This window comes from Variovorax sp. OV329 (assembly GCF_900114785.1).
GTDB lineage: Bacteria > Pseudomonadota > Gammaproteobacteria > Burkholderiales > Burkholderiaceae_C > Variovorax.
Window position 1 is genome coordinate 336113 of the sequence record NZ_FOUG01000005.1, and the last position, 19267, is coordinate 355379.

The following is a 19267-nucleotide window of genomic DNA, read 5'->3' on the forward strand; positions in this document are numbered from 1 at the left end:
TTTCGTTCGTTCAGAGCGCCAGCGCCAACCGGCCGATGCCCTCTTCGATCTTCTCGACGTTCGCCGTGGCAAAGCTCAGCCGCAGCGTGGCGACATCCGGCTTCTCCGCAAAGAAGGGCGCGCCCGGCACGAAGGCCACCAGCTTCTCGATGGCACGCTTGGCGAACACGTTGGCGTCGGCGATACGGCCGCCCGCGCCCGTCAGGCGTGCCCAGAAGAACAGGCCGCCGCCCGGCTGGGTGAACTCGATGGCATCGCCCAGCTCGCGCTGCAGCGCGGCGCCCATGGCCTTGGCGCGCTGGCCGTAGACCTCGCGCACGTTGGCCAGCGTGGCGGGCATGCGGCCGCTCTTGAGGTATTGCGCGGCCGTGGCCTGGGCGAAGGTGCTGGTGTGGGCATCGCTGAACTGCTTGCACATCGTCGCCTTGGCCAGCAGCTCGGCCGGCGCGATCATCCAGCCGATGCGCAGGCCCGGGCTCAGAACCTTCGACAGGCTGCCGCAGTGCACCAGCAGCTCGCGGCTGCCGGGCACCTGCTCGGTCAGGGCCATCAGCGAAGGCGGCGGCGCCTCGCCGAAGTACAGGTCGCCGTAGGGGTCGTCCTCCACGATCACGGTGTTGTGCTTCACCGCCATCTCCAGCACCTTCTTGCGGCGCTCCAGCGTCAGCGTGGCGCCGCTGGGGTTGCCGAAGGTGGGAATGAGGTAGACGAACTTGGGCTTGTGCTCGGCGATGAGCTTCTCCAGCTCGTCGGTCTTCACGCCGTTGGCGTCGATGGGCGCACTGATGAGCTGCGCGCCGTACAGGCGGAAGCACTGGATGGTGGCCAGGAAGGTCGGGCCTTCGACGATGACCTTGTCCCCGGGAGAGATCAGCGTCTTGCCCAGCAGGTCCAGCGCCTGCTGGCTGCCCGTGGTCACGATCAGGCCGCTGGGGTCCACCGCCACGCCCTTGGCCTTCATGAAGGCCGACAGCTGGGCACGCAGCGGGTCGTAGCCCTCGGTGGCGCCGTATTGCAGCGCCCCGCCGGGTTCTTCCAGCGCCAGGCGGCTGGCCTCGCGCAGGCCCTCGACGTCGAACATGGCGCTGTCGGGAAAGCCGCCGGCAAAGCTGATGATGCCGGGCGTGCCCAGCAGCTTGAACAGTTCGCGGATGGCGGAGGTTTCGACGTTGTCGAGGCGGGATGCGAATTGCATTTGGCGGTCTCACTGGCTCGGGTTGGCAACCCCCCATTGTCCAACGAAGCGGCGCCTTGGCCGACAGGGTGGGCTATTCGCCGGGCGCTACGATGGCCGCCCGCCTTCCTCCCGCTCAGCACCATGAAGCCTCGCATCACCCTCGTCACCCTGGGCGTGGACGACCTGGAGCGCTCCTTGCGCTTCTACCGCGACGGCCTGGGCCTGGCCACCGAGGGCATCGTCGGCCAGGAGTTCGAACACGGCGCCGTCGCCTTCTTCCAGCTCGAAGGCGGCCTGAAGCTGGCCCTGTGGCCGCGCAAGAGCATCGCGCACGACACCGGCCTGCCGCCGAGGCCGGCCAGCCCCACTGCTTTCACGCTGGCACACAACGTCTCGTCCAGGACAGAAGTCGATGCCCTGATGTCGCAGGCCCGCCAGGCCGGCGCCACCGTCGTCAAGGCGGCGCACGACACCTTCTACGGCGGCTATGCCGGCTACTTCCAGGACCCGGACGGGCACGTCTGGGAAATAGCCTTCAACCCGCAATGGACCGGGTGAGCCGATCAGGCCGCGGCCACGCGCCGGCGGCCCAGTAGCGCCCGCAGGATCGGTAGGCCCCACACCAGCAGCGTCAACACCGCCAGCCCCGCCGCGATCGGCCGCGAGAAGAAGGCGAGCAGGTTGCCGTCTGACTTGATCATGGAAGTGATGAAGTTCTCCTCCAGCATGCCGCCCAGCACCACGCCCAGGATGGCCGGCGCGATTGGAAAGCCGTTCTCTTCCAGCACGTACGCCACCAGGCCGGCCACCAGCATCACGCCGACGTCGAACACCGAGTTGTTGATGGCGAAGGTGCCCACGATGCAGAAGATCAGGATCAGCGGCATCAGCACATTGCGCGGCACCTTCAGGATGCGCTTGGCCGCCTTGATGCACAGGATGCCCAGCGGCACCATGATGATGTTGGCGATGACGAAGAGCATGAACACCGCGTAGATGTTCTGCGGGTTGGTGGTGAAAAGCGTGGGCCCCGGGTTCATGTTCTTCATGTAGAGCACGCCGATCACGATGGCCGTGATCGAGTCGCCCGGAATGCCGAACACCAGCGCCGGAATCCACGCACCCGCCAGCGCGCTGTTGTTGGCCGAGCCCGATTCCACGATGCCTTCGACGTGGCCGGTGCCGAACTTCTCCGGCTCCTTCGAGAACTTCTTGCTCATGGCGTAGGACATCCAGGCCGCGATGTCCGCGCCCGCACCCGGCAGCGCGCCCACCGCCGTGCCCAGCGCACTGCCGCGCAGGATCTGCACCGGGTACTTCTTCGCCAGCGCCCACTGGCCGCGCAGCACGCTGCCCACCTTGTCCACCACCACCTCACCCGGCGGCGCCGTGTCGACCACGTAGCGGATGACCTCGGAGATGGCGAACATGCCGATCATCATCGGGATCATGCCGATGCCGCCGGTCATCTCGGTGTTGCCGAAGGTGAAGCGCGGAAAGCCCGCCGGGTTGCCCAGCCCCACGCAGGCCACCAGCAGGCCCAGCATCAGCGTGATGAGCCCCTTGAGCGGCCGGTCGGAAGTGATGAACACCGCGCAGGTCAGGCCCAGCAGCACCAGCCAGAAATACTCGAAGGAGCTGAAGTTGAGCGCGAATTCCGCCAGCGCCGGCGAGGCCACGATCAGCACCGCCGTGCCGAAGAGCCCGCCCACGGCCGAGAACACCAGCCCCGCGCCCAGTGCCAGCTCGGCCTGCCCCTTGCGCGTGAGCGCGAAGGCCTCGTCGGTGTACGCGGCCGAGGCCGGCGTGCCCGGGATGCGCAGCAGGCAGCCGGGAATGTCGCCGGAGAAGATCGCCATCGCGGTGGCCGTGACCATGGCGGCAATGGCGGGGATCGGCTCCATGAAGAAGGTGACGGGCACCAGCAGCGCCACCGCCATGGTGGCGGTGAGCCCCGGCACCGCGCCGACGAAAAGGCCGAACAGGGAGGCGAGCACCATCACCAGGATGGTGTGCGGCTCGAACACCATGGCGAAGGCCTGCATCAGTGCATGGGTCATCGGTGCTCTTTCTTCGGAAGACCTACCAGGCGATGCCGCCGAGCACGCCCCAGGGCAGCGGCACGCGCAGCAGCTTGTAGAAGGCGAAGTGGATGACCAGCGCGGCGATCACGGCGATGACCAGCGCACGCAATGGCGGCACGCGCAGCACCACCATCAGCACCCACAGCAGCAGCGTGGCGCAGGGCAGGAAGCCGAGGCGCTCGGCCGCCAGCATGTAGAAGACCACGCCGCCCACGATGACCAGCACGGCTAGCAGGTGCCGAGGCGAGCGCATCCAGGGCGCACCCTGGAACCAGGGCGCCAGCGCCCGGTCGCGCCAGCCGCGCAGCACCAGGGCCGCACCGCCCACGCACAGGCCGCAGGCAATCAGCCCCGGAAAGAGCGCCGGGCCCACCTGCTGGCCCGGGATCTTCGGGTAGGCCTGCACCACCACCAGCACGGCAATGCCCAGCGCCAGCAGCAGGGCGCCGAAGATCGCGTCGTTGAGCTTCATGCAAGCCCTACTTCGCGATGCCCACGGCCTTCATGGTGGCACCCAGTTCGGCGTCGGACTTGGCCATGAACCTGGCGAACTCGTCCGGCCCCGCGTAGATGACGCCGAAGCCGCGCGATTGCATGAACTCGGTGTAGTCCTTGCTCGCCGCCACCTTCTGGATGCTGGCGACCAGCTTGTCGCTGGCTTCCTTGGGAATGCCCTTGGGCGCCACGATGCCGCGCCAGGCAGCCATGGTCCAGTCGCTGCCGATGGCCGACTTCAGCGTAGGCACGTTCGGGTAGAGGGACGCCGGCTTGTCGCTCATCACCGCCAGGCTCTTGACCTTGCCGGCGTCGATCAGCGAGCGCGCCTCGGGCAGCGACACCGGCGCGATCTCCACGCCGCCGGCCACCATGTCCTGCAACCCCGGCGCCGCGCCGTTGCTGGGCACCCAGGGCACGGCCGCGGGGTCGATCTTCTGGTCGCGCAGCAGGCCGGCGATGGCCAGGTGCCAGATGCCGCCCTGCCCCGTGCCCGAGGCCTTGAACTTGCCCGGGTTGGCCTTGACGGCGGCCAACAGGTCCTGCACGGTCTTGTAGGGCGCATCGGCGCGCACCTGCACGCCGGCCGGGTCGGCGTTGACCAGGCCGATGGGCGCGTACGAAGCACCGGTCAGCTCGGTCAGGCCCTGCCAGTGCATCATGCCGATCTCCACCGTGGCCATGCCGATGGTGTAGCCGTCGGGCGCGGCTGCGGCAATGGCCGCATGGCCCACCACGCCGCTGCCGCCGGTGCGGTTGACCACCGTGACCGGCTGGCCCAGTTCCTTCTCAAGCAGGCTGCCGATGATGCGTGCGGTGGCGTCGGTGCCGCCGCCGGCGCCCCAGGGCACGATCAGGGTGATGGGCCGGGTCGGGTAGCCCTGCGCCTGGGCGGGCGCCGTGGCCGCCATCAGGGCCATGCCGCCCAGGGCCGCGCCTGCGACGCGGGACAAGAAAATACGACGTGAGCGCGGGTGCATACGTGTCTCCTGCCAGAGGTGAAGCGGCGTTTGTCGCACGCATCGCCGGCACCGGCACTAGGCCAATCACGTCTTGCGGCCAGGCTTTCAATATGCTTTCGTGAAATCGGTTTCGGCGCGCACACGGCCGTCTGAGCGGCGCTAGCATCGCCGCCACCCATGAAGAAAGAAAACATCGTCCCCTTCTTCGCCACCCTGCAGGCGGCGAACCCCACGCCCGAAACGGAACTGGAATACGGCACCCCCTTCGAGCTGCTGGCCGCCGTGCTGCTGTCGGCGCAGGCCACCGACGTGGGCGTCAACAAGGCCACGCGCAAGCTCTTCCCGGTGGCCAACACGCCGCAGGCCATCGTGGACCTGGGCGAGGAAGGCCTGACGGAGTACATCAAGACCATCGGCCTGTACCGCAGCAAGGCCAAGCACCTCGTGGAAGCCAGCCGCATGCTGGTGGAACTGCACGGCGGCGAGGTGCCCCGCAGCCGCGAGGACCTGGAGGCCCTGCCCGGCGTGGGCCGCAAGACCGCCAACGTGGTGCTCAACGTGGCCTTCGGCGAGCCCACCATCGCGGTGGACACGCACATCTTCCGCGTGAGCAACCGCACCGGCCTGGCGCCCGGCAAGACGCCGCTGGCGGTGGAACTCAAGCTGGAAAAGCGCGTGCCGCCCGACTACCGGCTGCACGCGCACCACTGGCTGATCCTGCTGGGCCGCTACGTGTGCGTGGCGCGCAAGCCCAAGTGCTACGAATGCGCGGTGAAGGCCTTCTGCGCCTACAAGCCCAAGACGCCGGCCCCTGCGGGAAGCAAGTTCGTGCGCCAGACCTGAGGCAACCGGGCGCTCAGGCCGCCTCGATCAGCATCAGCTCGCCCAGCCCGATGGTCCGCACTGGCCACTGGTCCGCGCGATCCACCTTGCGCAGGCCCTGGTGCAGCAGCAGCACCGCACGCATCACGCCGGCATGGGTCACCCAGGCGGCGTCCTGCCCGCTGGCCTGCCAGGCGTCGTAGGCGTCGCCCACGCGGCCCATGAAGGCATTGGTACTCTCGCCGCTGCCGCCAGCGGGGGCGGCCGCGAAGTCCTGCAGCCAGCCGTCGAACTCGGCGCGCGGGATGTCGTTCCACGGCGAGCCCTCCCAGCGGCCGAAGCTCATCTCGGCGATGCGCGTGTCGAACTGCGCCTTCAGGTCGGGCCGACGGGCCTCCAGCGCAAAAGCCAGTTGGGCGCAGCGCGCCAGCGGCGAGGCGTGGAAGTCGACGCCCGGCGGCAGTTGCGCGGCGGCGCGCTCGGCAATCTCCTGCATGGCCGGCTCCGAGGCCTTCACGTCCGAAGCGCCATAGCAAAGGCCTTCGGCGCATTCGACCGGCCCGTGCCGCAGCAGCCAGAGCCGCGTCATGAGGGCTGCACCGCCAGCGCCAGGTAGATGGCGATTTCGCACGCCTGCTGCGTGGCGCCCAGGCAGTCGCCGGTGAAGCCGTCCAGGCGCTGGCGGAAATGGCGGATGAGCCAGGCGGCCACCGCCACCAGCAGCACCCCGGCCGCCAACGCATTGGCCAGCGGCTGGCTGGCCCACAGCACCCAGGCGGCCGGCAGCGACCAGATGGCGGCGGTGAGCATCGAGCGCGTGCCGATGGCATCGGCCAGCGGCTTGGCCTTGCCGCCCTCGCCGCCCACGTAAGGAAGGCTGCGGATGACGAAGAGCGGTGCAAAGCGCGACAGCACATGCGCCGCCAGCACTGCCGCCACGGCAGCCACCTCGTCCTGCCCTGCCACCGTGGCGAGCAGCGCCACCTTCAGGCCCAGGGCCAGTACCAGGGCGACGGCACCGAAGGCGCCGACGCGCGAGTCCTTCATGATCTCCAGCGCCCGGCTTCGCTCGCGCGAGCCGCCCAGGCCGTCGGCCACGTCGGCCAGGCCGTCCTCGTGGAAGGCACCGGTGAGCCACACGGTGGCGACCGCGCACAGCAGGGCCGCCGCCAGCGCTCCGGCCTCGCCCGGCAGCAGGTACAGCGCCAGCGCGAACACCGCGCCGCCCACGGCACCGACCACCCAGCCCACGCCGGGGAAGTGCCCCGCGCTCTCGCGCAGCATGGCCGGCGTGAAGCCCACCCACTGCGCCAGCGCCCCGGTGACCGGGATGCGGGTGAAGAATTGCAGCGCCAGCAGGAAATGACGCACCGCGTTCACAGCCCGCCCTCGCCCTTGCGCGAGACGCCGGCCGAATCGAAGCTGGCCATCTCGCGCAGGATGCGCGTGGCCGATTCGATCAGCGGCCAGGCCAGCACCGCGCCCGAGCCTTCGCCCAGGCGCAGCTCCAGCCGCAGCAGCGGCACCAGCCCGAGCTGGCGCAGCAGCAGCGAATGGCCCGGCTCGGCCGATTCGTGCGAGGCCACGCAGCGCTGCACGACGTGGGGTTGCAGCGCCTGCGCCACCAGCACGGCGGCGCCGGTGATGAAGCCGTCGACCACGATCACCCGGCGCTGCAGTGCGGCCTCCAGCACCGCGCCCACCAGCGTTGCGATTTCGAAGCCACCGAAGGCAGCCAGGGCGTCGAGCGGCGAACGCGCGTCTTCATGGCGCAGGAGCACTTCCTCCAGCACCGCCTGCTTGCGTGCCAGGCCCATGGCGTCCAGCCCCGTGCCCGCGCCCACGCAGGAGGCCAGCGGAATGGCGCACAGCCGCGACAGCAGCAGCGAAGCCGCCGAGGTGTTGCCGATGCCCATCTCGCCCAGCAGCAGCGCATTGCCCGGCAGGCCGCGCACGATCTCGCGGCCGTTCTCGATGGCTTGCTCGCACTGTTCGTGGCTCATCGCCGGACCGGCGGATGCATCGGCCGTGCCGGGCGCCACCTTGCGGATCAGCAGGCCCGGTTGCGGCTCGAAGTCGTGGCGCACGCCGCAGTCCACCACCGTGAGCGCCAGCCCGTGCTGGCGCGCCAGTACGCTCACCGCCGCGCCGCCCTGCAGGAAGTTGAGCACCATCTGCCAGGTGACGTCGCTGGGATAGGCCGACACGCCGCGCGCCGCCAGCCCATGGTCGCCGGCGCACACCAGCACCTGCGGCGATTCCAGGCGCGGCTCGGTGCTGCCCAGCACCTGGCCGATGCGCAGTGCCAGCGCCTCCAGCCGGCCGAGCGCGCCCACCGGCTTGGTCTTGTTGTCCAGCACGCGCAGGAGTGCGGCCGTGAGCACCGTGTCGTGCAGGTCCGGCACGGCCGGGGTGATCTTCCTGTTGTGGGCAGTCGTAGTTGTCATGCGATCAGGCCTGGCAGGAAGCCGGCCTCGAAATGTCGGTCGATGAAATCGGCAAGGCCCTCGAACACGCTGTCCAGCGTGGGCACGTCGGCGCCAAACAGTGCCTGCAGCACCCGCGCGTCCTCGAACAGGCCGTGCAGGTAGCAGCCCAGCACGTTGCCCTGCGTGTTGCACCAGCCCAGGCCATCGGCCAGCACGGGCCGTGCCACATCGCCGGCCGCCGCCAGCGCCGGATGCTGCGCCGTCTGGCCATGGTGGATCTCGTAGCCTTGCACCTCGACGCCGGACAGCGCGGACCACGGGCCCGGCGGCAGCTCGCCGAAGGCGGCGCTGCGCCGCTGCACCGTCTTGTCGCGCTCGAACACCGTCACCAGCGGCAGCAGGCCCAGTCCCGGTGCGTTGCCGTCGATGCCGTGCGGATCGATCAGCGCCTCGCCCAGCATCTGAAGGCCGCCGCAGACGCCCAGCACCGCCCCGCCCCGGCCGGCATGCGCGGCGATGGCACGGTCCAGCCCCTGGGCGCGCAGCCAGGCCAGGTCGGCGCTGGTGGCCTTGGAGCCGGGCAGCACCACCGTGTGTGCGCCTTCCAGTTCGGCCGGATGGCGCGCCCAACGCAAGCGGATGCCCGGCAACTTCGCCAGCGGCTGGAATTCGTCGAGGTTGCTGATGCGCGGATAGGCGATGACCGCGACGGTGCGTGCATCGCTGCCATGCGCGGGAGCACCGCGCCCCTCGTCGTGGATGCCGTCCTCTTCCGGCAGGCCGTGGCCCCACCACATGGGCAGCGTGGCCACGGTGGGCACGCCAGTGAGGCGCGCCAGGTCCTGCGGCGCGGGCGCCAGCAGCGAGGCATCGCCTCGGAACCGGTTGAGCACGAAGCCGCGCAGCAGCGCGCGGTCCTCGGCCGGCATCAGGGCCCAGGTGCCGTAGAGATGCGCGAAGGCGCCGCCGCGGTCGATGTCGGTCACCAGCAGGCAGCGTGCATCGGCATGGCGCGCGACGCGCAGGTTGACGATGTCGGAGGCCATCAGGTTGATCTCGGCCGGCGAGCCCGCGCCTTCGATCACCACCAGGTCGTTGTCGGCGCGCAATTCATCGAGCGCCTGCGAGATGTGCGGCCACACGTGCTCGCTTCGGCCGCGCCAGGGCATGGCGGTGAGCGCCTCGTCGACCTGGCCGAGCAGCACCACCTGGCTGTGGGTGTCGCGCTCGGGCTTGAGCAGCACGGGGTTCATGCGCACGTCGGGCACCGCGCGAGCAGCCAGCGCCTGGAAGTACTGGGCGCTGCCGATCTCGCCGCCCTCCACCACGCGGGCGTTGTTGCTCATGTTCTGCGCCTTGAAGGGCGCCACCTTCAGTCCGCGGCGCGCATACCAGCGGCAAAGGGCCGTGCCCAGCCAGCTCTTGCCGGCACCGCTGGTGGTGCCCAGGACCATGACGCAGGGGGACTTCATCGACGGCAAGTGTGCACGACCGTGCGCTTGATTTTCATGTCGTGGACGTTGAGATTGCGCGGCCCAGGGCGGCCTGTGAAGCAGGCGGCAGCACGGCCATGCGCACGAAGCCTGGCAGGCCCATGGAGGCGGTGTCGCGCAGCTGGATGCCATGCAGCTCGCGAAGTTGCTGCAGTAGCGCCGACTGCTCGCGCGGATCAGTCGGCGGCTGTGCGCAGAAGAAGTTGCTGTCGCTGGGGAGGCAATGCCAGCCCAGCGACTCGCAAAGGCGAAGCTGCAGGGACTTCCATTCGCTCAGAACCGGCAGGCATTCGCCGATCCACCGCTGCACCGCCGGCTCGGCCCAGGCATGCAGCATGGCCACGCCATGCGCGCCGATGGGCCAGGAGGGCATGAGCGCATCGAGTACACGCAGCAGTGCTTCGTCCGCATCCGGCGGCGCCAGTGCGTAGGCAGCGCGCACGCCGGTGAGGCCCAGCGCCTTGTTGGGTGTCCACAGCTGCCAGTAGCCCTCGGCCGCGCAGGGTCGGCCCGACAGGCGCAGCGGCGCATAGGCCATGTCGAGGACGCCAACGGCACCCTCCGGCAAAGGCGGCGCTTCGGTCGTCTGTCCTGTCGGGCTGGCCGGATCGCCATGCCACAGCAGCCGCGCCTCGTTCGCCGGCACCAGCGACATGCCGAGTGCCAGCGCGGACCGCAGGTAGTCGCCGTAGCCGGGCACGGGCGCATGCACGCCCAGCCCGCCCAGCCGATTGACGGCCGCCGTCATGCGCATGATGAATTCACTGCCGCTGGCTGCCATGTGGATGCGCGACGGGCTCACGCCGTGGAATGCGCCGAGACGCCCGCGCAGATCGGTGTAGGCCGGGTCGCAGTAGTACCGCGCATCGGCCTGCGCCACGGCCGCGAGGGCTTCAGGACAGGGCCCGCAGGCATTGGCGTTGGTCGAGAAGTCGTGCGCCGCCCGGCCCGCCGCGTCGGGGCCGCCGTGCATGGCAGCGAAGTGCGGCGGCGCCATCAGGCCCACCGCGCCACGCCGAGCATGGCGACGCTCGCCAGCAGGCCCGCCCACACGACCGACCGGCCGCCCAGCTGCAAGGCACGGCGCGTGTCGTCTGCCCGCACATTGCGGCCCACACGGTGCAGCACGTAGAAGTCGGGCTTGCCCAGCCGCACGTCCAGCAGCAGCGCCATGGCGGCCATCGGCCAGCCGCTGTTCGGCGAAGGCGTGCGCCTGGCTTCCATGCGCAGTCCGGTCGGCCACTCCATGGCCGCCAGCGCCAGCAGCAACGCGCTGATGCGCGCCGGAATCCACGACAGCAGGTCGTCCGCCCGCGCGGCGAACTTGCCGGCCCATTCCCAGACCCTGCCGTTGCGCACGCCGTGGTAGCCCCACATCGCATCGGCGGTGTTGGCGAAGCGGTAGAGCGCCGCGCCCGGGAGGCCGGCCACGGCGAACCAGAAGAGCGGCGCCACCAGCGAATCGTTGAGATTCTCGGCGAGCGACTCGATGGCGCTCTCGCGCACCTGGCTTTCGTCCAGGCGGGTGACGTCGCGGCTGACCAGGTAGCTCAGCTGCTCGCGGCCGGCATCGAGGGACTCGGCCAGCGCGCGCTCCACCGACAGCACCTCCATCCGCAGCATGCGCCAGGCCAGCAGCGGCTTGAGCAGCAGGGCCGTGAAAGGCACGCTGGCCCACCATGGCATCTGCCAAGCGGCGTATTGCAACGCGAAGGCCAGCCCGGTCACCACCGCTGCGCCAAAGCCCCAGGCCAGCGCGCCCGCCACCAGCCGCCCGAAGTCGGCGCCCAGCGGCGACTCCGCCTGCGGCGCGATGCGCCGGCCGGTAAAGCCCAGGTAGTGCCCCATCCACACGACCGGATGCCAGCGCGCCGGCGGCTCGCCCAGCAGGCGGTCGACGACCAGCGCCAGCCACAAGGCGGCAACGGCCAGGCCGGCGCTGCCGGCCATCAGCGCGGCAGGACCACCCATTGGCTGTCCACTTCGTGCAGGCTGATGCGCTGCTCGAACACTTCGCGCAGCGCGGCATGCGTGGCGCGTTCGCTGGTGGCGCCCAGGTGCGCCAGGCGCCCTGCCTTGAGCACCAGCAACTGGTCGGCATGCAGCGCCATGCCCAGCTCGTGCAGCACGCTCAGCACCGTCTTGCCGGCGGTCACCAGCTCGCGCACCGTCAGCAGCCAGTCGGCCTGGTGCGGCGCGTCGAGGTTGGCCAGCGGCTCGTCCATGAGCAGCACCTGCGACTGCACGGCCAGCGCCCGCGCCAGGAGCACGCGCTGCCGCTCGCCGCCGGAGAGCTGGCCGAGCGGCCGCGCGCGCCACTCCCAGGACTGGGTGCGGCGCATGGCCGCATCCACGGCGGCGACATCGGCAGCGCCGGGCGCGCCGATCCAGGAGCGATGCGGCAGGCGGCCCAGCATGACGACGTCCCAGGCGAGCAGGTCTTGCGTGCCGTGCTCGTCCTGGCCCATCCAGGCCAGCGCGCGGGCGCGGGGCCGGGGCCGCCATTCGCGCATGTCGCGGCCCAGCAGCTGCACCTGCCCTTCATGCGGCAGCAGGTGGGCCAGCGCCTTGAGAAGCGTCGTCTTGCCGGCGCCGTTGGGGCCGACCACCGCGGTCCACTGGCCGGCCGCGATCTGCAAGCCATCGACGTGCACGATCTCGCGCCCACCCAGGCGCACACGCAGCTGGCGGGCAGAAAGCGCGGGCATGGCGCCATCGTGCGTCATCGGCCGCTCCGGTTCATCAGCCACAAGAGGTAGCCGCCGCCCAGCAAGGCAGTGAGCACGCCCACCGGCAGTTCCTGCGGCGCCAGCACCCAGCGCGCGAGCACGTCGGCCGCCAGCAGCAGCACGCCGCCCATCAGGGTGGCCAGCAGCACCAGGGCACCGTGCGTCGTCTTGACCAGGGCGCGCACCAGGTGCGGCGACACCAGGCCGATGAAGGCCACCAGCCCCACCTGCGCCACCGCAGCGCCGGTGGACAGCGCCAGCGCCGCGATCAGCGCGGCGCGCACCCACGGCAGCGAGACGCCCAGGCTGGCGGCGCTGGCCTCGCCCAGCGTCAGCGCGTCGAGTGCGCGCGAGAGCGTCACCGCCGGCACCAGGCACAGCAGCAGCGCGCAAGCCATCACCGCGACCGCGGGCCAGCCGAGGAAGCCGGTGCTGCCGAGCATGAAGGCCTGCATGGCCCGCATGATCTCGGGCACCCACAGCATCACCAGCGAGCTGGCGGCGCCCAGCACCATGCCCACCACCACGCCGGCCAGCAGCAGGCGCAGCGTCTGCTGCACCCCGCGCGCCAGGCCCAGCGTCAGCAGCACGGCCAGCACCGCACCCACGAAGGCGGCGCCGGTCATGCCCAGGCGCGCACCGAAGCCGCCCGCCGCTGGCGCAATGCCCAGCAGCGTGAGCAGCAGCGCCACGCCCAGGCTGGCGCCGGAGGCGCTGCCGAGCAGGTAGGGATCGGCCAGCGGGTTGCGGAACAGGCCCTGCGCCAGCGCACCGCCCAGGCCTAGCAGCATGCCCGCCACCCAGGCGCCCAGCGTGCGCGGCAGGCGGATGTCCCAGACGATCTGCCAGGCCACCGGGTCCTGGCTGCCCATGCGCAACGGCTCCAGCCCGGTGCTGCCGATGGCCAGGCCCAGCAGCAACAGCAGCACACTGACGGCGACGAGGCCTGCGGCGACCGACGCGGTGCGCGCATTGGGATTCACCTGGCGCCGCCTTCGCCAGCGGCAGGCTTGGAGGCCAGGCAGTCCGCCATGATCTGCGCCGCTTCCGCCACGCGGGGCCCCGGCCGCACCAGCACGTCGCCCTGCGCATTCGTGAACACGCAGATGCGCCCGCGCCGGACGGCCTCGATGCCCTGCCAGCCGGGCCGCGTCGACAGCGGCACCGTGTTGCGGTCGCCCAGCATGATCACCTGCGGATTGGCCTTGACCACGAATTCCGGATTCAGTTTGGGGAAAGGCCCCATCGAGCCGGGCACCACATTGGCTGCGCCCAGCCGCGCCAGCACCTGGCCGATGAAGGAGGACTCGCTGGCCGCGTACGGCCCGCTGCTCACCTCGAAATAGATGCGCTGGCCGCGGGCCTGCGCCGGCAGCGAGGCCGCCACCTGGTCCACGCCCGCGTTCGTGTCGCGCCACAGCGCCTGGGCCTGCGCCTCGCGCCCCAGCAGCGCGCCCACCTGGCCCAGCACGCGCTGAAGGTCGGCCAGCGAATCGGGCTCGAAGGCCAGCACGCGAAGGCCCAGGGCCTCCAGGCGCCCCGTGACCCGCGCCGAGCGCGAAAGCAGGACCACGTCGGGCCGCAGGGCCACAATGCGTTCCACGTTGGCGTCTTCCAGCCCGCCGACATGCGGCAGCGCCTTGGCCTGCGCCGGCCAGTTCGAATAGTCGTCCACGCCCACCAGCCGGTCGCAGGCACCCAGGGCGCACACCGACTCGGTGACCGAGGGCAGCAGCGACACGATGCGCTGCGGCGGCTGCGCCCACTGCGTGCGCTGGCCGCGGTCGTCCACCACCTGGGTTTCGGCCGCCGCCGCATGCCCGGCAAGCCAGATCAGCAGTGCAAGACAGGAAAGCAGCCGCCTCATGCCGCGCCCTTCAGCAGCATCGGCAGCCCGGCCGCCACGAAGCACACGCGATCGCAGGCCGCCGCCACGCGCTGGTTGAGCAGGCCCAGCGCATCGACGAAGCCGCGCACCTCGCCGCCCAACGGAATGACCCCCAGGCCGATCTCGTTGCTCACGACCACCACGGGGCCGGGTGCCGCCTGCAGCGCCGAAATCAACCCATCCTGCTCGGCGGCAATCTGCGCCGGCGAGGCAGGTGGACTCATGGGCATCAGCCAGTTGGTGAGCCACAGCGTGAGGCAATCGACCACGAGCAGGTCGCGCGGCGTGCTGTGCGCCGCGATCGCGCCGGCCAGGTCCAGCGGCTCCTCCACGCAGCGCAAGGCCGGCACGCGCGCCAAGCGGTCGGCCTGGTGGCGCTCGATGCGCGCGCGCATCTCCGCGTCGTGGGCCTGCGCGGTGGCCACCAGCAAGGCGCCGTGGCCGGCGTCCTGCGCCAGCCAGGCAGCGGCCAACTGCTCGGCGCGGCGCGACTTGCCGCTCTTCTGCCCGCCCAGGATCAGCTCGCGCCTGGCCACTGCCAGGGCGCGAGCAGAAGCTGCATCGACGGTTGTCGTCAGAGCTTGGGTGCCCACTTCAATCCCACGTAGAAGCTGCGTCCAGCCGTCGCATAGTTGCGCACCAGGTGGTAGTCCTTGTCGGTGGCATTGTCGATGCGCGCGAGCAGGGTCAGGCCATCGGCGAGCGGCGTGCTGGCCGTGAGGTTGAGCAGGCCATAGCCGGCCAGCACCTGCGTGTTGGCCGGATCGGCGTAGCGCTTGCCCGAGGCAACCACCTCGGCGCCCAGCACCCAGGTGCCCACGCGCACGTCGGCGCCCACGCTGCTGTAGACACGCGCGCGCTGCACCAGCAGCTTGTCGGTGTCCACATCGCGCGGGTCCTGCCAGTCGATGGAGCCGCGCAGGGACCAGTCGCCGATGCGCTGCGTGCCGGCCAGCGTCACGCCCTCGTACACGGCGCGGCCCACGTTGGCATAGCAGCCGAAGAAGGACTGGCAGGCCGTGGACGTGGTGTCGAAGTTGATGAGGTTCTTGACCTTGTTGTGATAGGCCGTGAGGCTCAGGCTGCTGGAAGGCTGGGGCGTCCAGCGCAGGCTGGCCTCGTAGTTGGTGCCCTCCTCGGGTTCCAGGCCCGACACGCCGTATTCGCTGAAGCGCTGGTAGAGCGTGGGCGCGCGGAACGAGGTGCCGGCCGATGCCGTGGCGCGCCAGGCGGGCGAGAAGGCGTAGCCGTAGGCCGCGCTGCCGGTGTTCTTGCCGCCGAACTCGCTGTCGTCGTCATGCCGCGCATTGAGCTGCAGCGTGTGGGCGCCCTGGCTGAAGCCGTAGCCCAGTGCCAGTGCGTTCTGCGAACGCTCGCGGTCGATGCCCGGGCTGGCGAAGAAGCCCACGCCGGGTGCGTTCTGCAGCTGGTCCTCGCGCCGCTCCAGGTCGGCGGTGATCAGGTGCGGGCCCATGCGGAACTCGTTCTGGAACAGGTAGCCGCGCGTCTGCGTCTCGGTCTTGTAGAAGTTGGGCTCGGTCTCGTAGCGGCTGCTGGAATCGGTCACGGCCAGCTTGGTGCGCCAGATGTCGGTCCACTGCGAGGTCCAGTTCAGGCCGCCGGTGCGCAGGCGGTACTTGTTGCGGTCGTCCACCGGCGCGCTGGGGTCGTAGCCGAAGTCGTCGTAGCCCGAATTGAGGTTGCTCTGCAGCAGGGTTCCCTCGATGCGCTGGTTCGGATTGATCTGGAAGCCCAGGCGCACGTTGCCGGCGGTGTTGCGGTAGTCGTCCTTGTCGGGGTTGTGGACCACGTTGGGGGTACGCACGTCGAAGCCGTCGCTCTGGTCGCGCGACACGCCCAGCGAGTAGTCGAAGCCGCCGCTGGCGCCGCTCACCCCGGCCTCGGCCTTGTAGGTGCTGCGGCTGCCCACGCCCACGCCCACGTAGGGCGCGGCAACACCCTCGCCCTTGCGGGTGAACAGCTGGATCACGCCGCCCATGGCGTCCGAGCCGTACACCGCGGCAGCCGGGCCGCGCACGATCTCGATGCGGTCGATCTGCGACAGCGGGATGGATTCCCAGGTGGCGCCGCCGGTGGCCTGCGAATCCACCCGCACGCCGTCGATGAAGACGGCGGTGAAGCGGGACTCGGCGCCGCGAAGGTACACCGAAGTGGTGTTGCCCTGGCCGCCGGTGCGTGCGATCTGGATGCCCTGCACCTTGGCGAGCACGTCGGCCACGCCCTCGGCGCCGCTGCGCTCGATCGTGGCGCGGTCGATCACCGAGATGTCAGCCACGGCGTCCGACAGGCGCTGCTGGGTGCGGGTGGCTGTCACCACGGTCTCAGGCAGGCTGCCGGTGTTGGGCTGGGCCAGGGCAAGCGTGGCGGCCGACAGGCCGCCGATGGCAACGGGAATGGCGGCGAGCGCGCGGACACGGCGGCGCTGCAGTCCAGCGGCGGTGGAACGATGAACGAAGTTCATGAAGGAGAGACTCGAAGCAAATACCCTGTCCGGCTTCCCCGCCGGACGTGTGGGCGTCATGAGTGCAGCCCCGCACGTGATCGTGGGGCGTGGCGGCACTCGCCTTGTTGGCCGGTATCCGGGCTGGCAGCACGCCTTCATCGCCTTCCCAGGTGCCTGTTTCAGGGCGCCCAGTGGCTGATTGATGAAAGTGGATCGCGAAGGCATCGGACATGACTCGCGGCTCCGGCTGTTGACCGTTGCGGGGGCAGCGCAGGCTGGCCGCGCCGTGTGGACGGCGGTGGGCTCCTGCTTCCCGTTGAACTGCGCCGCGTGAACCGCGGCGCGAGCACCAACGGCGGGGATTCTAGCTGCGGCTCTTCCCTCATGCGACCGCCGCCGGGGCACCCATACAATGCACGTCCATGTCCGCCGCCAGCCCCATCGACCAGATCGCCGAGCGAGTCGAGCGCCTCCTGGTTCGCCACGAAGAGGTGCAACGCACCAATGCGCTGTTGCAGGAACAGGTCGAGGTGCTCACGCGCGAGCGTGACGCCCTCAAGTCGCGGCTGGCCGCGGCGCGGGCGCGGCTGGACGCGGTGCTCGAGAAGCTGCCGCTGGACGAGCCCTCTTCCCCGAATGACGCGCAAGCATGAAGCACATCGACGTACAGATCATGGGCCAGAGTTACGTACTCGGCTGTCCCGAAGGCGGTGAGCCGCAGTTGCGCGAGGCGGTGGAACGGGTGGATGCCGCCATGACCAAGATCCGCGACTCCGGCAAGGTGAAGGCGCGCGACCGCATCGCGGTGCTGGCTGCACTCAACCTGGCCTTCGACCTGGCACAGCTGGAAAAACCCAAGGCCCCTGCCGAACCGGCGCCGGCTGCAGCCACCACGGCCGCTGCGCAGGAAGCGGCCGACCCGCGCGTGGCGCAACTGGTGCAGCGCCTGGACCAGGCATTGACCGGAGACGGCCTCCTTCTTTGATTTTTTTCATCGGCGCCGATGGTGCCGACGCGATAAAATCGAGGCGTCTGCGGTGCGCGTTGGGCTTTATATTTCCTTGAACCAATGCTCTATGGAGCCCGGGCTTGGTAAATTGCTTGGCGGGCGTGATCATCTCGCGTCAGATGAACCCGAAGCCCTGCTGCCCTCGCCCACCTGAACCCTGCGTTCAGGATGACGGTCCAGCGGCATTCGCAGACACCTTTTTCATCAAAAAGCCTCCCTTCGCGGAGGCTTTTTCATGTCTTGTGCAGCTCAGGGCAAACCCTGAGCATCCCGAGTAAAATACCCGGGTGTTGCCGCCCACGTCGGCAGCCTGCAGCCGTGCCGGGCGAAGCACCCCGGCGCCGCACCTTGTCCGACAACGGCCCCGCCCTTCGGGGCCGTTTCTTTTGTCTGCTGAAAGTCCTGTTGATGTCGATCGATCCGCTTCTCGTCCTCGAACTTGCCGGCCTGGGCATTGGCACCGGCTTCCTGGCGGGACTGCTGGGCATCGGCGGCGGGATGGTGATGGTGCCCTTCCTCACCATCATCCTGGGCGAGCGCGGCGTGGCGCCGGGCCTGGCGGTGAAGATGGCCATCGCCACTTCCATGGCCACCATCATCTTCACCTCCATCTCCAGCGTGCGCGCGCACCACAAGCGCGGCGCGGTGCGCTGGGACATCGCGCGGCACCTGGCGCCCGGCATCGTGATCGGCAGCCTGGCGGCCAGCATGGGCGTGTTCTCGCTGCTCAAGGGCGCATGGCTGGCGATCTTCTTCGCGCTCTTCGTCGCCTTCTCGGCAACGCAGATGTTCCTTGACAAGAAGCCCGCGCCCACGCGCCAGATGCCCGGCACCGGCGGCCAGCTGGCGGCCGGAGGCGCCATCGGCTTTCTTTCGGGCCTGGTGGGCGCGGGCGGCGGCTTCGTCAGCGTGCCTTTCATGGCCTGGTGCAACGTGGCCATCCACAACGCCGTGGCCACCAGCGCGGCGCTGGGTTTTCCGATCGCGGTGGCCAACGTGGCGGGCTACATCGCCGGCGGCCGCGGCCTCACCGGCCTGCCCGAGGGCGCCTACGGCTACATCTGGCTGCCGGCCCTGGTGGTGATCGCCGCCTGCAGCGTCTTCACCGCGCCGCTGGGCGCCAAGGCCGCGCACAGCCTGCCCGTCAAGCGCCTCAAGCGCGTCTTCGCCAGCATCCTGTATGTCCTTGGCGCCTATATGCTTTGGCGCGGTTTGACAGGGCACTGAGTACCATCGGGCGCACGGGGCAACGAAGCTCCGCAACCGAGAACGAGAGAGGTACTCAATGAAGATTCTTCTTGCTGTGGACGGCAGCGCCTACACGACCAAGGCCCTGGACTACGTCGCCGCCAATCGCGGCATGTTCGTGGACGGCCATGAGTTGATCCTGGTGCATGTGTGCCCGGGCATTCCCGGCCACGTCGCGCGCCACGTCAGCAAGGAAGTCGTGCAGGACTACTACTCCGAAGAACAGGGCAAGGTGCTCGATCCGATCAAGGCGCAGCTGGCAGAACGCAGCATCGCCAACTTCAAGGTCGATTCGCGCCACGGCCACGCGCCCGAGGAAATCATCAAGGCCGCCCATGACCACGGCGCCGGCCTGATCGTGATGGGCACGCACGGCCATGGCCTGTTCGGCCGCGCGCTGATGGGCTCGGTGGCCACCAAGGTGGTGGCCGAGAGCAAGACCGCCGTCCTGCTCGTCAAGTAAACGC

The 19267-nt window shown here is 69.9% G+C and carries 21 protein-coding genes and 1 riboswitch; of the genes, 6 read left to right on the forward strand and 15 right to left on the reverse strand.

Going from position 1 to position 19267, the window contains the following annotated elements:
- Positions 1–10: 10 nt before the first annotated feature.
- On the reverse strand, positions 11–1195 hold the full coding sequence (locus BM345_RS11110; RefSeq protein ID WP_093379207.1) for an aminotransferase-like domain-containing protein: 1185 nt from the start codon (positions 1193–1195) through the stop codon (positions 11–13).
- Positions 1196–1318: 123 nt separating this feature from the next.
- Here BM345_RS11110 and BM345_RS11115 point away from each other — a divergent pair, with 123 nt between their 5' ends.
- Positions 1319–1735 (forward strand): VOC family protein, encoded by a 417-nt coding sequence (locus tag BM345_RS11115; RefSeq protein WP_093379210.1) that lies wholly within the window; start codon positions 1319–1321, stop codon positions 1733–1735.
- Between the two features lie 5 nt (positions 1736–1740).
- Here BM345_RS11115 and BM345_RS11120 read toward each other — a convergent pair whose 3' ends face one another.
- The 3 genes from BM345_RS11120 to BM345_RS11130 are packed head-to-tail and all read right to left on the reverse strand — an operon-like array spanning position 1741 to position 4676.
- Positions 1741–3237 carry a tripartite tricarboxylate transporter permease gene (locus BM345_RS11120; protein ID WP_093379213.1) on the reverse strand — a complete coding sequence of 499 codons (1497 nt, stop codon included), beginning with the start codon at positions 3235–3237 and terminating at the stop codon, positions 1741–1743.
- 22 nt (positions 3238–3259) lie between these two features.
- The gene (locus tag BM345_RS11125) at positions 3260–3733 is read right to left on the reverse strand and encodes a tripartite tricarboxylate transporter TctB family protein (protein WP_093379216.1); all 474 of its coding nucleotides are present in this window, start codon (positions 3731–3733) and stop codon (positions 3260–3262) included.
- A 7-nt stretch (positions 3734–3740) separates the two neighbouring features.
- Complete coding sequence (locus BM345_RS11130) at positions 3741–4676, reverse strand: tripartite tricarboxylate transporter substrate binding protein (RefSeq protein ID WP_254789697.1); 936 nt, start codon at positions 4674–4676, stop codon at positions 3741–3743.
- 219 nt (positions 4677–4895) lie between these two features.
- Between BM345_RS11130 and nth the strand changes: the two genes are divergently transcribed.
- Complete coding sequence (nth, locus tag BM345_RS11135; RefSeq protein WP_093379222.1) at positions 4896–5561, forward strand: endonuclease III; 666 nt, start codon at positions 4896–4898, stop codon at positions 5559–5561.
- A gap of 13 nt (positions 5562–5574) precedes the next feature.
- Here nth and BM345_RS11140 read toward each other — a convergent pair whose 3' ends face one another.
- Genes BM345_RS11140 through BM345_RS11190 form a run of 11 tightly spaced genes read right to left on the reverse strand, consistent with a single transcriptional unit; the run spans position 5575 to position 16561 of the window.
- Positions 5575–6129, reverse strand: coding sequence for a histidine phosphatase family protein (locus BM345_RS11140; RefSeq protein WP_093379224.1), 555 nt, complete (start codon positions 6127–6129; stop codon positions 5575–5577).
- Positions 6126–6920, reverse strand: coding sequence for an adenosylcobinamide-GDP ribazoletransferase (locus BM345_RS11145; RefSeq protein WP_093379227.1), 795 nt, complete (start codon positions 6918–6920; stop codon positions 6126–6128). The genes BM345_RS11140 and BM345_RS11145 overlap by 4 nt, the downstream gene beginning before the upstream one ends.
- Positions 6917–7987, reverse strand: coding sequence for a nicotinate-nucleotide--dimethylbenzimidazole phosphoribosyltransferase (gene cobT, locus BM345_RS11150; protein ID WP_093379230.1), 1071 nt, complete (start codon positions 7985–7987; stop codon positions 6917–6919). Before cobT ends, BM345_RS11145 begins: the two co-directional genes overlap by 4 nt.
- A complete protein-coding gene (locus BM345_RS11155; RefSeq protein WP_093379233.1) occupies positions 7984–9441 on the reverse strand; it encodes a cobyric acid synthase in 1458 nt (485 codons plus the stop codon). The genes cobT and BM345_RS11155 overlap by 4 nt, the downstream gene beginning before the upstream one ends.
- Before the next feature lie 34 nt (positions 9442–9475).
- Positions 9476–10459 carry an aminotransferase class I/II-fold pyridoxal phosphate-dependent enzyme gene (locus BM345_RS11160; RefSeq protein WP_093379487.1) on the reverse strand — a complete coding sequence of 328 codons (984 nt, stop codon included), beginning with the start codon at positions 10457–10459 and terminating at the stop codon, positions 9476–9478.
- A complete protein-coding gene (gene cbiB, locus BM345_RS11165; protein WP_254789683.1) occupies positions 10459–11433 on the reverse strand; it encodes an adenosylcobinamide-phosphate synthase CbiB in 975 nt (324 codons plus the stop codon). The genes BM345_RS11160 and cbiB overlap by 1 nt, the downstream gene beginning before the upstream one ends.
- On the reverse strand, positions 11412–12188 hold the full coding sequence (locus tag BM345_RS11170; RefSeq protein WP_139237498.1) for an ABC transporter ATP-binding protein: 777 nt from the start codon (positions 12186–12188) through the stop codon (positions 11412–11414). Before BM345_RS11170 ends, cbiB begins: the two co-directional genes overlap by 22 nt.
- Entirely contained in the window at positions 12185–13174 is a 990-nt protein-coding gene (locus tag BM345_RS11175; protein ID WP_093379236.1) for a FecCD family ABC transporter permease, read from the reverse strand. The genes BM345_RS11170 and BM345_RS11175 overlap by 4 nt, the downstream gene beginning before the upstream one ends.
- On the reverse strand, positions 13171–14058 hold the full coding sequence (locus BM345_RS11180; RefSeq protein WP_093379239.1) for an ABC transporter substrate-binding protein: 888 nt from the start codon (positions 14056–14058) through the stop codon (positions 13171–13173). Before BM345_RS11180 ends, BM345_RS11175 begins: the two co-directional genes overlap by 4 nt.
- Positions 14055–14672: a bifunctional adenosylcobinamide kinase/adenosylcobinamide-phosphate guanylyltransferase gene (locus BM345_RS11185; RefSeq protein WP_254789684.1), complete on the reverse strand. Its 618-nt coding sequence runs from the start codon at positions 14670–14672 to the stop codon at positions 14055–14057. Before BM345_RS11185 ends, BM345_RS11180 begins: the two co-directional genes overlap by 4 nt.
- Positions 14654–16561, reverse strand: a complete 1908-nt coding sequence (locus tag BM345_RS11190; RefSeq protein WP_093379241.1) for a TonB-dependent receptor domain-containing protein — start codon at positions 16559–16561, stop codon at positions 14654–14656. Before BM345_RS11190 ends, BM345_RS11185 begins: the two co-directional genes overlap by 19 nt.
- Before the next feature lie 91 nt (positions 16562–16652).
- Positions 16653–16912: riboswitch (cobalamin riboswitch) on the reverse strand.
- A gap of 53 nt (positions 16913–16965) precedes the next feature.
- Here BM345_RS11190 and BM345_RS11195 point away from each other — a divergent pair.
- The 4 genes from BM345_RS11195 to BM345_RS11210 all read left to right on the forward strand — a co-directional run bounded on the left by BM345_RS11195 (position 16966) and on the right by BM345_RS11210 (position 19263).
- Positions 16966–17196, forward strand: coding sequence for a DUF904 domain-containing protein (locus tag BM345_RS11195; RefSeq protein ID WP_093379244.1), 231 nt, complete (start codon positions 16966–16968; stop codon positions 17194–17196).
- Positions 17193–17528: a cell division protein ZapA gene (locus BM345_RS11200; RefSeq protein ID WP_093379247.1), complete on the forward strand. Its 336-nt coding sequence runs from the start codon at positions 17193–17195 to the stop codon at positions 17526–17528. Before BM345_RS11195 ends, BM345_RS11200 begins: the two co-directional genes overlap by 4 nt.
- Positions 17529–17960: 432 nt before the next feature.
- On the forward strand, positions 17961–18779 hold the full coding sequence (locus BM345_RS11205; protein WP_175544968.1) for a sulfite exporter TauE/SafE family protein: 819 nt from the start codon (positions 17961–17963) through the stop codon (positions 18777–18779).
- A 58-nt stretch (positions 18780–18837) separates the two neighbouring features.
- Positions 18838–19263 carry a universal stress protein gene (locus tag BM345_RS11210; RefSeq protein WP_093379249.1) on the forward strand — a complete coding sequence of 142 codons (426 nt, stop codon included), beginning with the start codon at positions 18838–18840 and terminating at the stop codon, positions 19261–19263.
- Positions 19264–19267: the final 4 nt, after the last annotated feature.

What these genes read in the sequence shown, in the direction of transcription:
- BM345_RS11110 (WP_093379207.1), bottom strand. Translation starts at nt 1,195, where the DNA reads ATGCAATTCGCATCCCGCCTCGACAACGTCGAAACCTCCGCCATCCGC.
- BM345_RS11115 (WP_093379210.1), top strand. Translation starts at nt 1,319, where the DNA reads ATGAAGCCTCGCATCACCCTCGTCACCCTGGGCGTGGACGACCTGGAG.
- BM345_RS11120 (WP_093379213.1), bottom strand. Translation starts at nt 3,237, where the DNA reads ATGACCCATGCACTGATGCAGGCCTTCGCCATGGTGTTCGAGCCGCAC.
- BM345_RS11125 (WP_093379216.1), bottom strand. Translation starts at nt 3,733, where the DNA reads ATGAAGCTCAACGACGCGATCTTCGGCGCCCTGCTGCTGGCGCTGGGC.
- BM345_RS11130 (WP_254789697.1), bottom strand. Translation starts at nt 4,676, where the DNA reads ATGGCCCTGATGGCGGCCACGGCGCCCGCCCAGGCGCAGGGCTACCCG.
- nth (WP_093379222.1), top strand. Translation starts at nt 4,896, where the DNA reads ATGAAGAAAGAAAACATCGTCCCCTTCTTCGCCACCCTGCAGGCGGCG.
- BM345_RS11140 (WP_093379224.1), bottom strand. Translation starts at nt 6,129, where the DNA reads ATGACGCGGCTCTGGCTGCTGCGGCACGGGCCGGTCGAATGCGCCGAA.
- cobT (WP_093379230.1), bottom strand. Translation starts at nt 7,987, where the DNA reads ATGACAACTACGACTGCCCACAACAGGAAGATCACCCCGGCCGTGCCG.
- BM345_RS11155 (WP_093379233.1), bottom strand. Translation starts at nt 9,441, where the DNA reads ATGAAGTCCCCCTGCGTCATGGTCCTGGGCACCACCAGCGGTGCCGGC.
- BM345_RS11160 (WP_093379487.1), bottom strand. Translation starts at nt 10,459, where the DNA reads ATGGCGCCGCCGCACTTCGCTGCCATGCACGGCGGCCCCGACGCGGCG.
- cbiB (WP_254789683.1), bottom strand. Translation starts at nt 11,433, where the DNA reads ATGGGTGGTCCTGCCGCGCTGATGGCCGGCAGCGCCGGCCTGGCCGTT.
- BM345_RS11170 (WP_139237498.1), bottom strand. Translation starts at nt 12,188, where the DNA reads ATGACGCACGATGGCGCCATGCCCGCGCTTTCTGCCCGCCAGCTGCGT.
- BM345_RS11180 (WP_093379239.1), bottom strand. Translation starts at nt 14,058, where the DNA reads ATGAGGCGGCTGCTTTCCTGTCTTGCACTGCTGATCTGGCTTGCCGGG.
- BM345_RS11190 (WP_093379241.1), bottom strand. Translation starts at nt 16,561, where the DNA reads ATGAACTTCGTTCATCGTTCCACCGCCGCTGGACTGCAGCGCCGCCGT.
- BM345_RS11195 (WP_093379244.1), top strand. Translation starts at nt 16,966, where the DNA reads ATGTCCGCCGCCAGCCCCATCGACCAGATCGCCGAGCGAGTCGAGCGC.
- BM345_RS11200 (WP_093379247.1), top strand. Translation starts at nt 17,193, where the DNA reads ATGAAGCACATCGACGTACAGATCATGGGCCAGAGTTACGTACTCGGC.
- BM345_RS11205 (WP_175544968.1), top strand. Translation starts at nt 17,961, where the DNA reads ATGTCGATCGATCCGCTTCTCGTCCTCGAACTTGCCGGCCTGGGCATT.
- BM345_RS11210 (WP_093379249.1), top strand. Translation starts at nt 18,838, where the DNA reads ATGAAGATTCTTCTTGCTGTGGACGGCAGCGCCTACACGACCAAGGCC.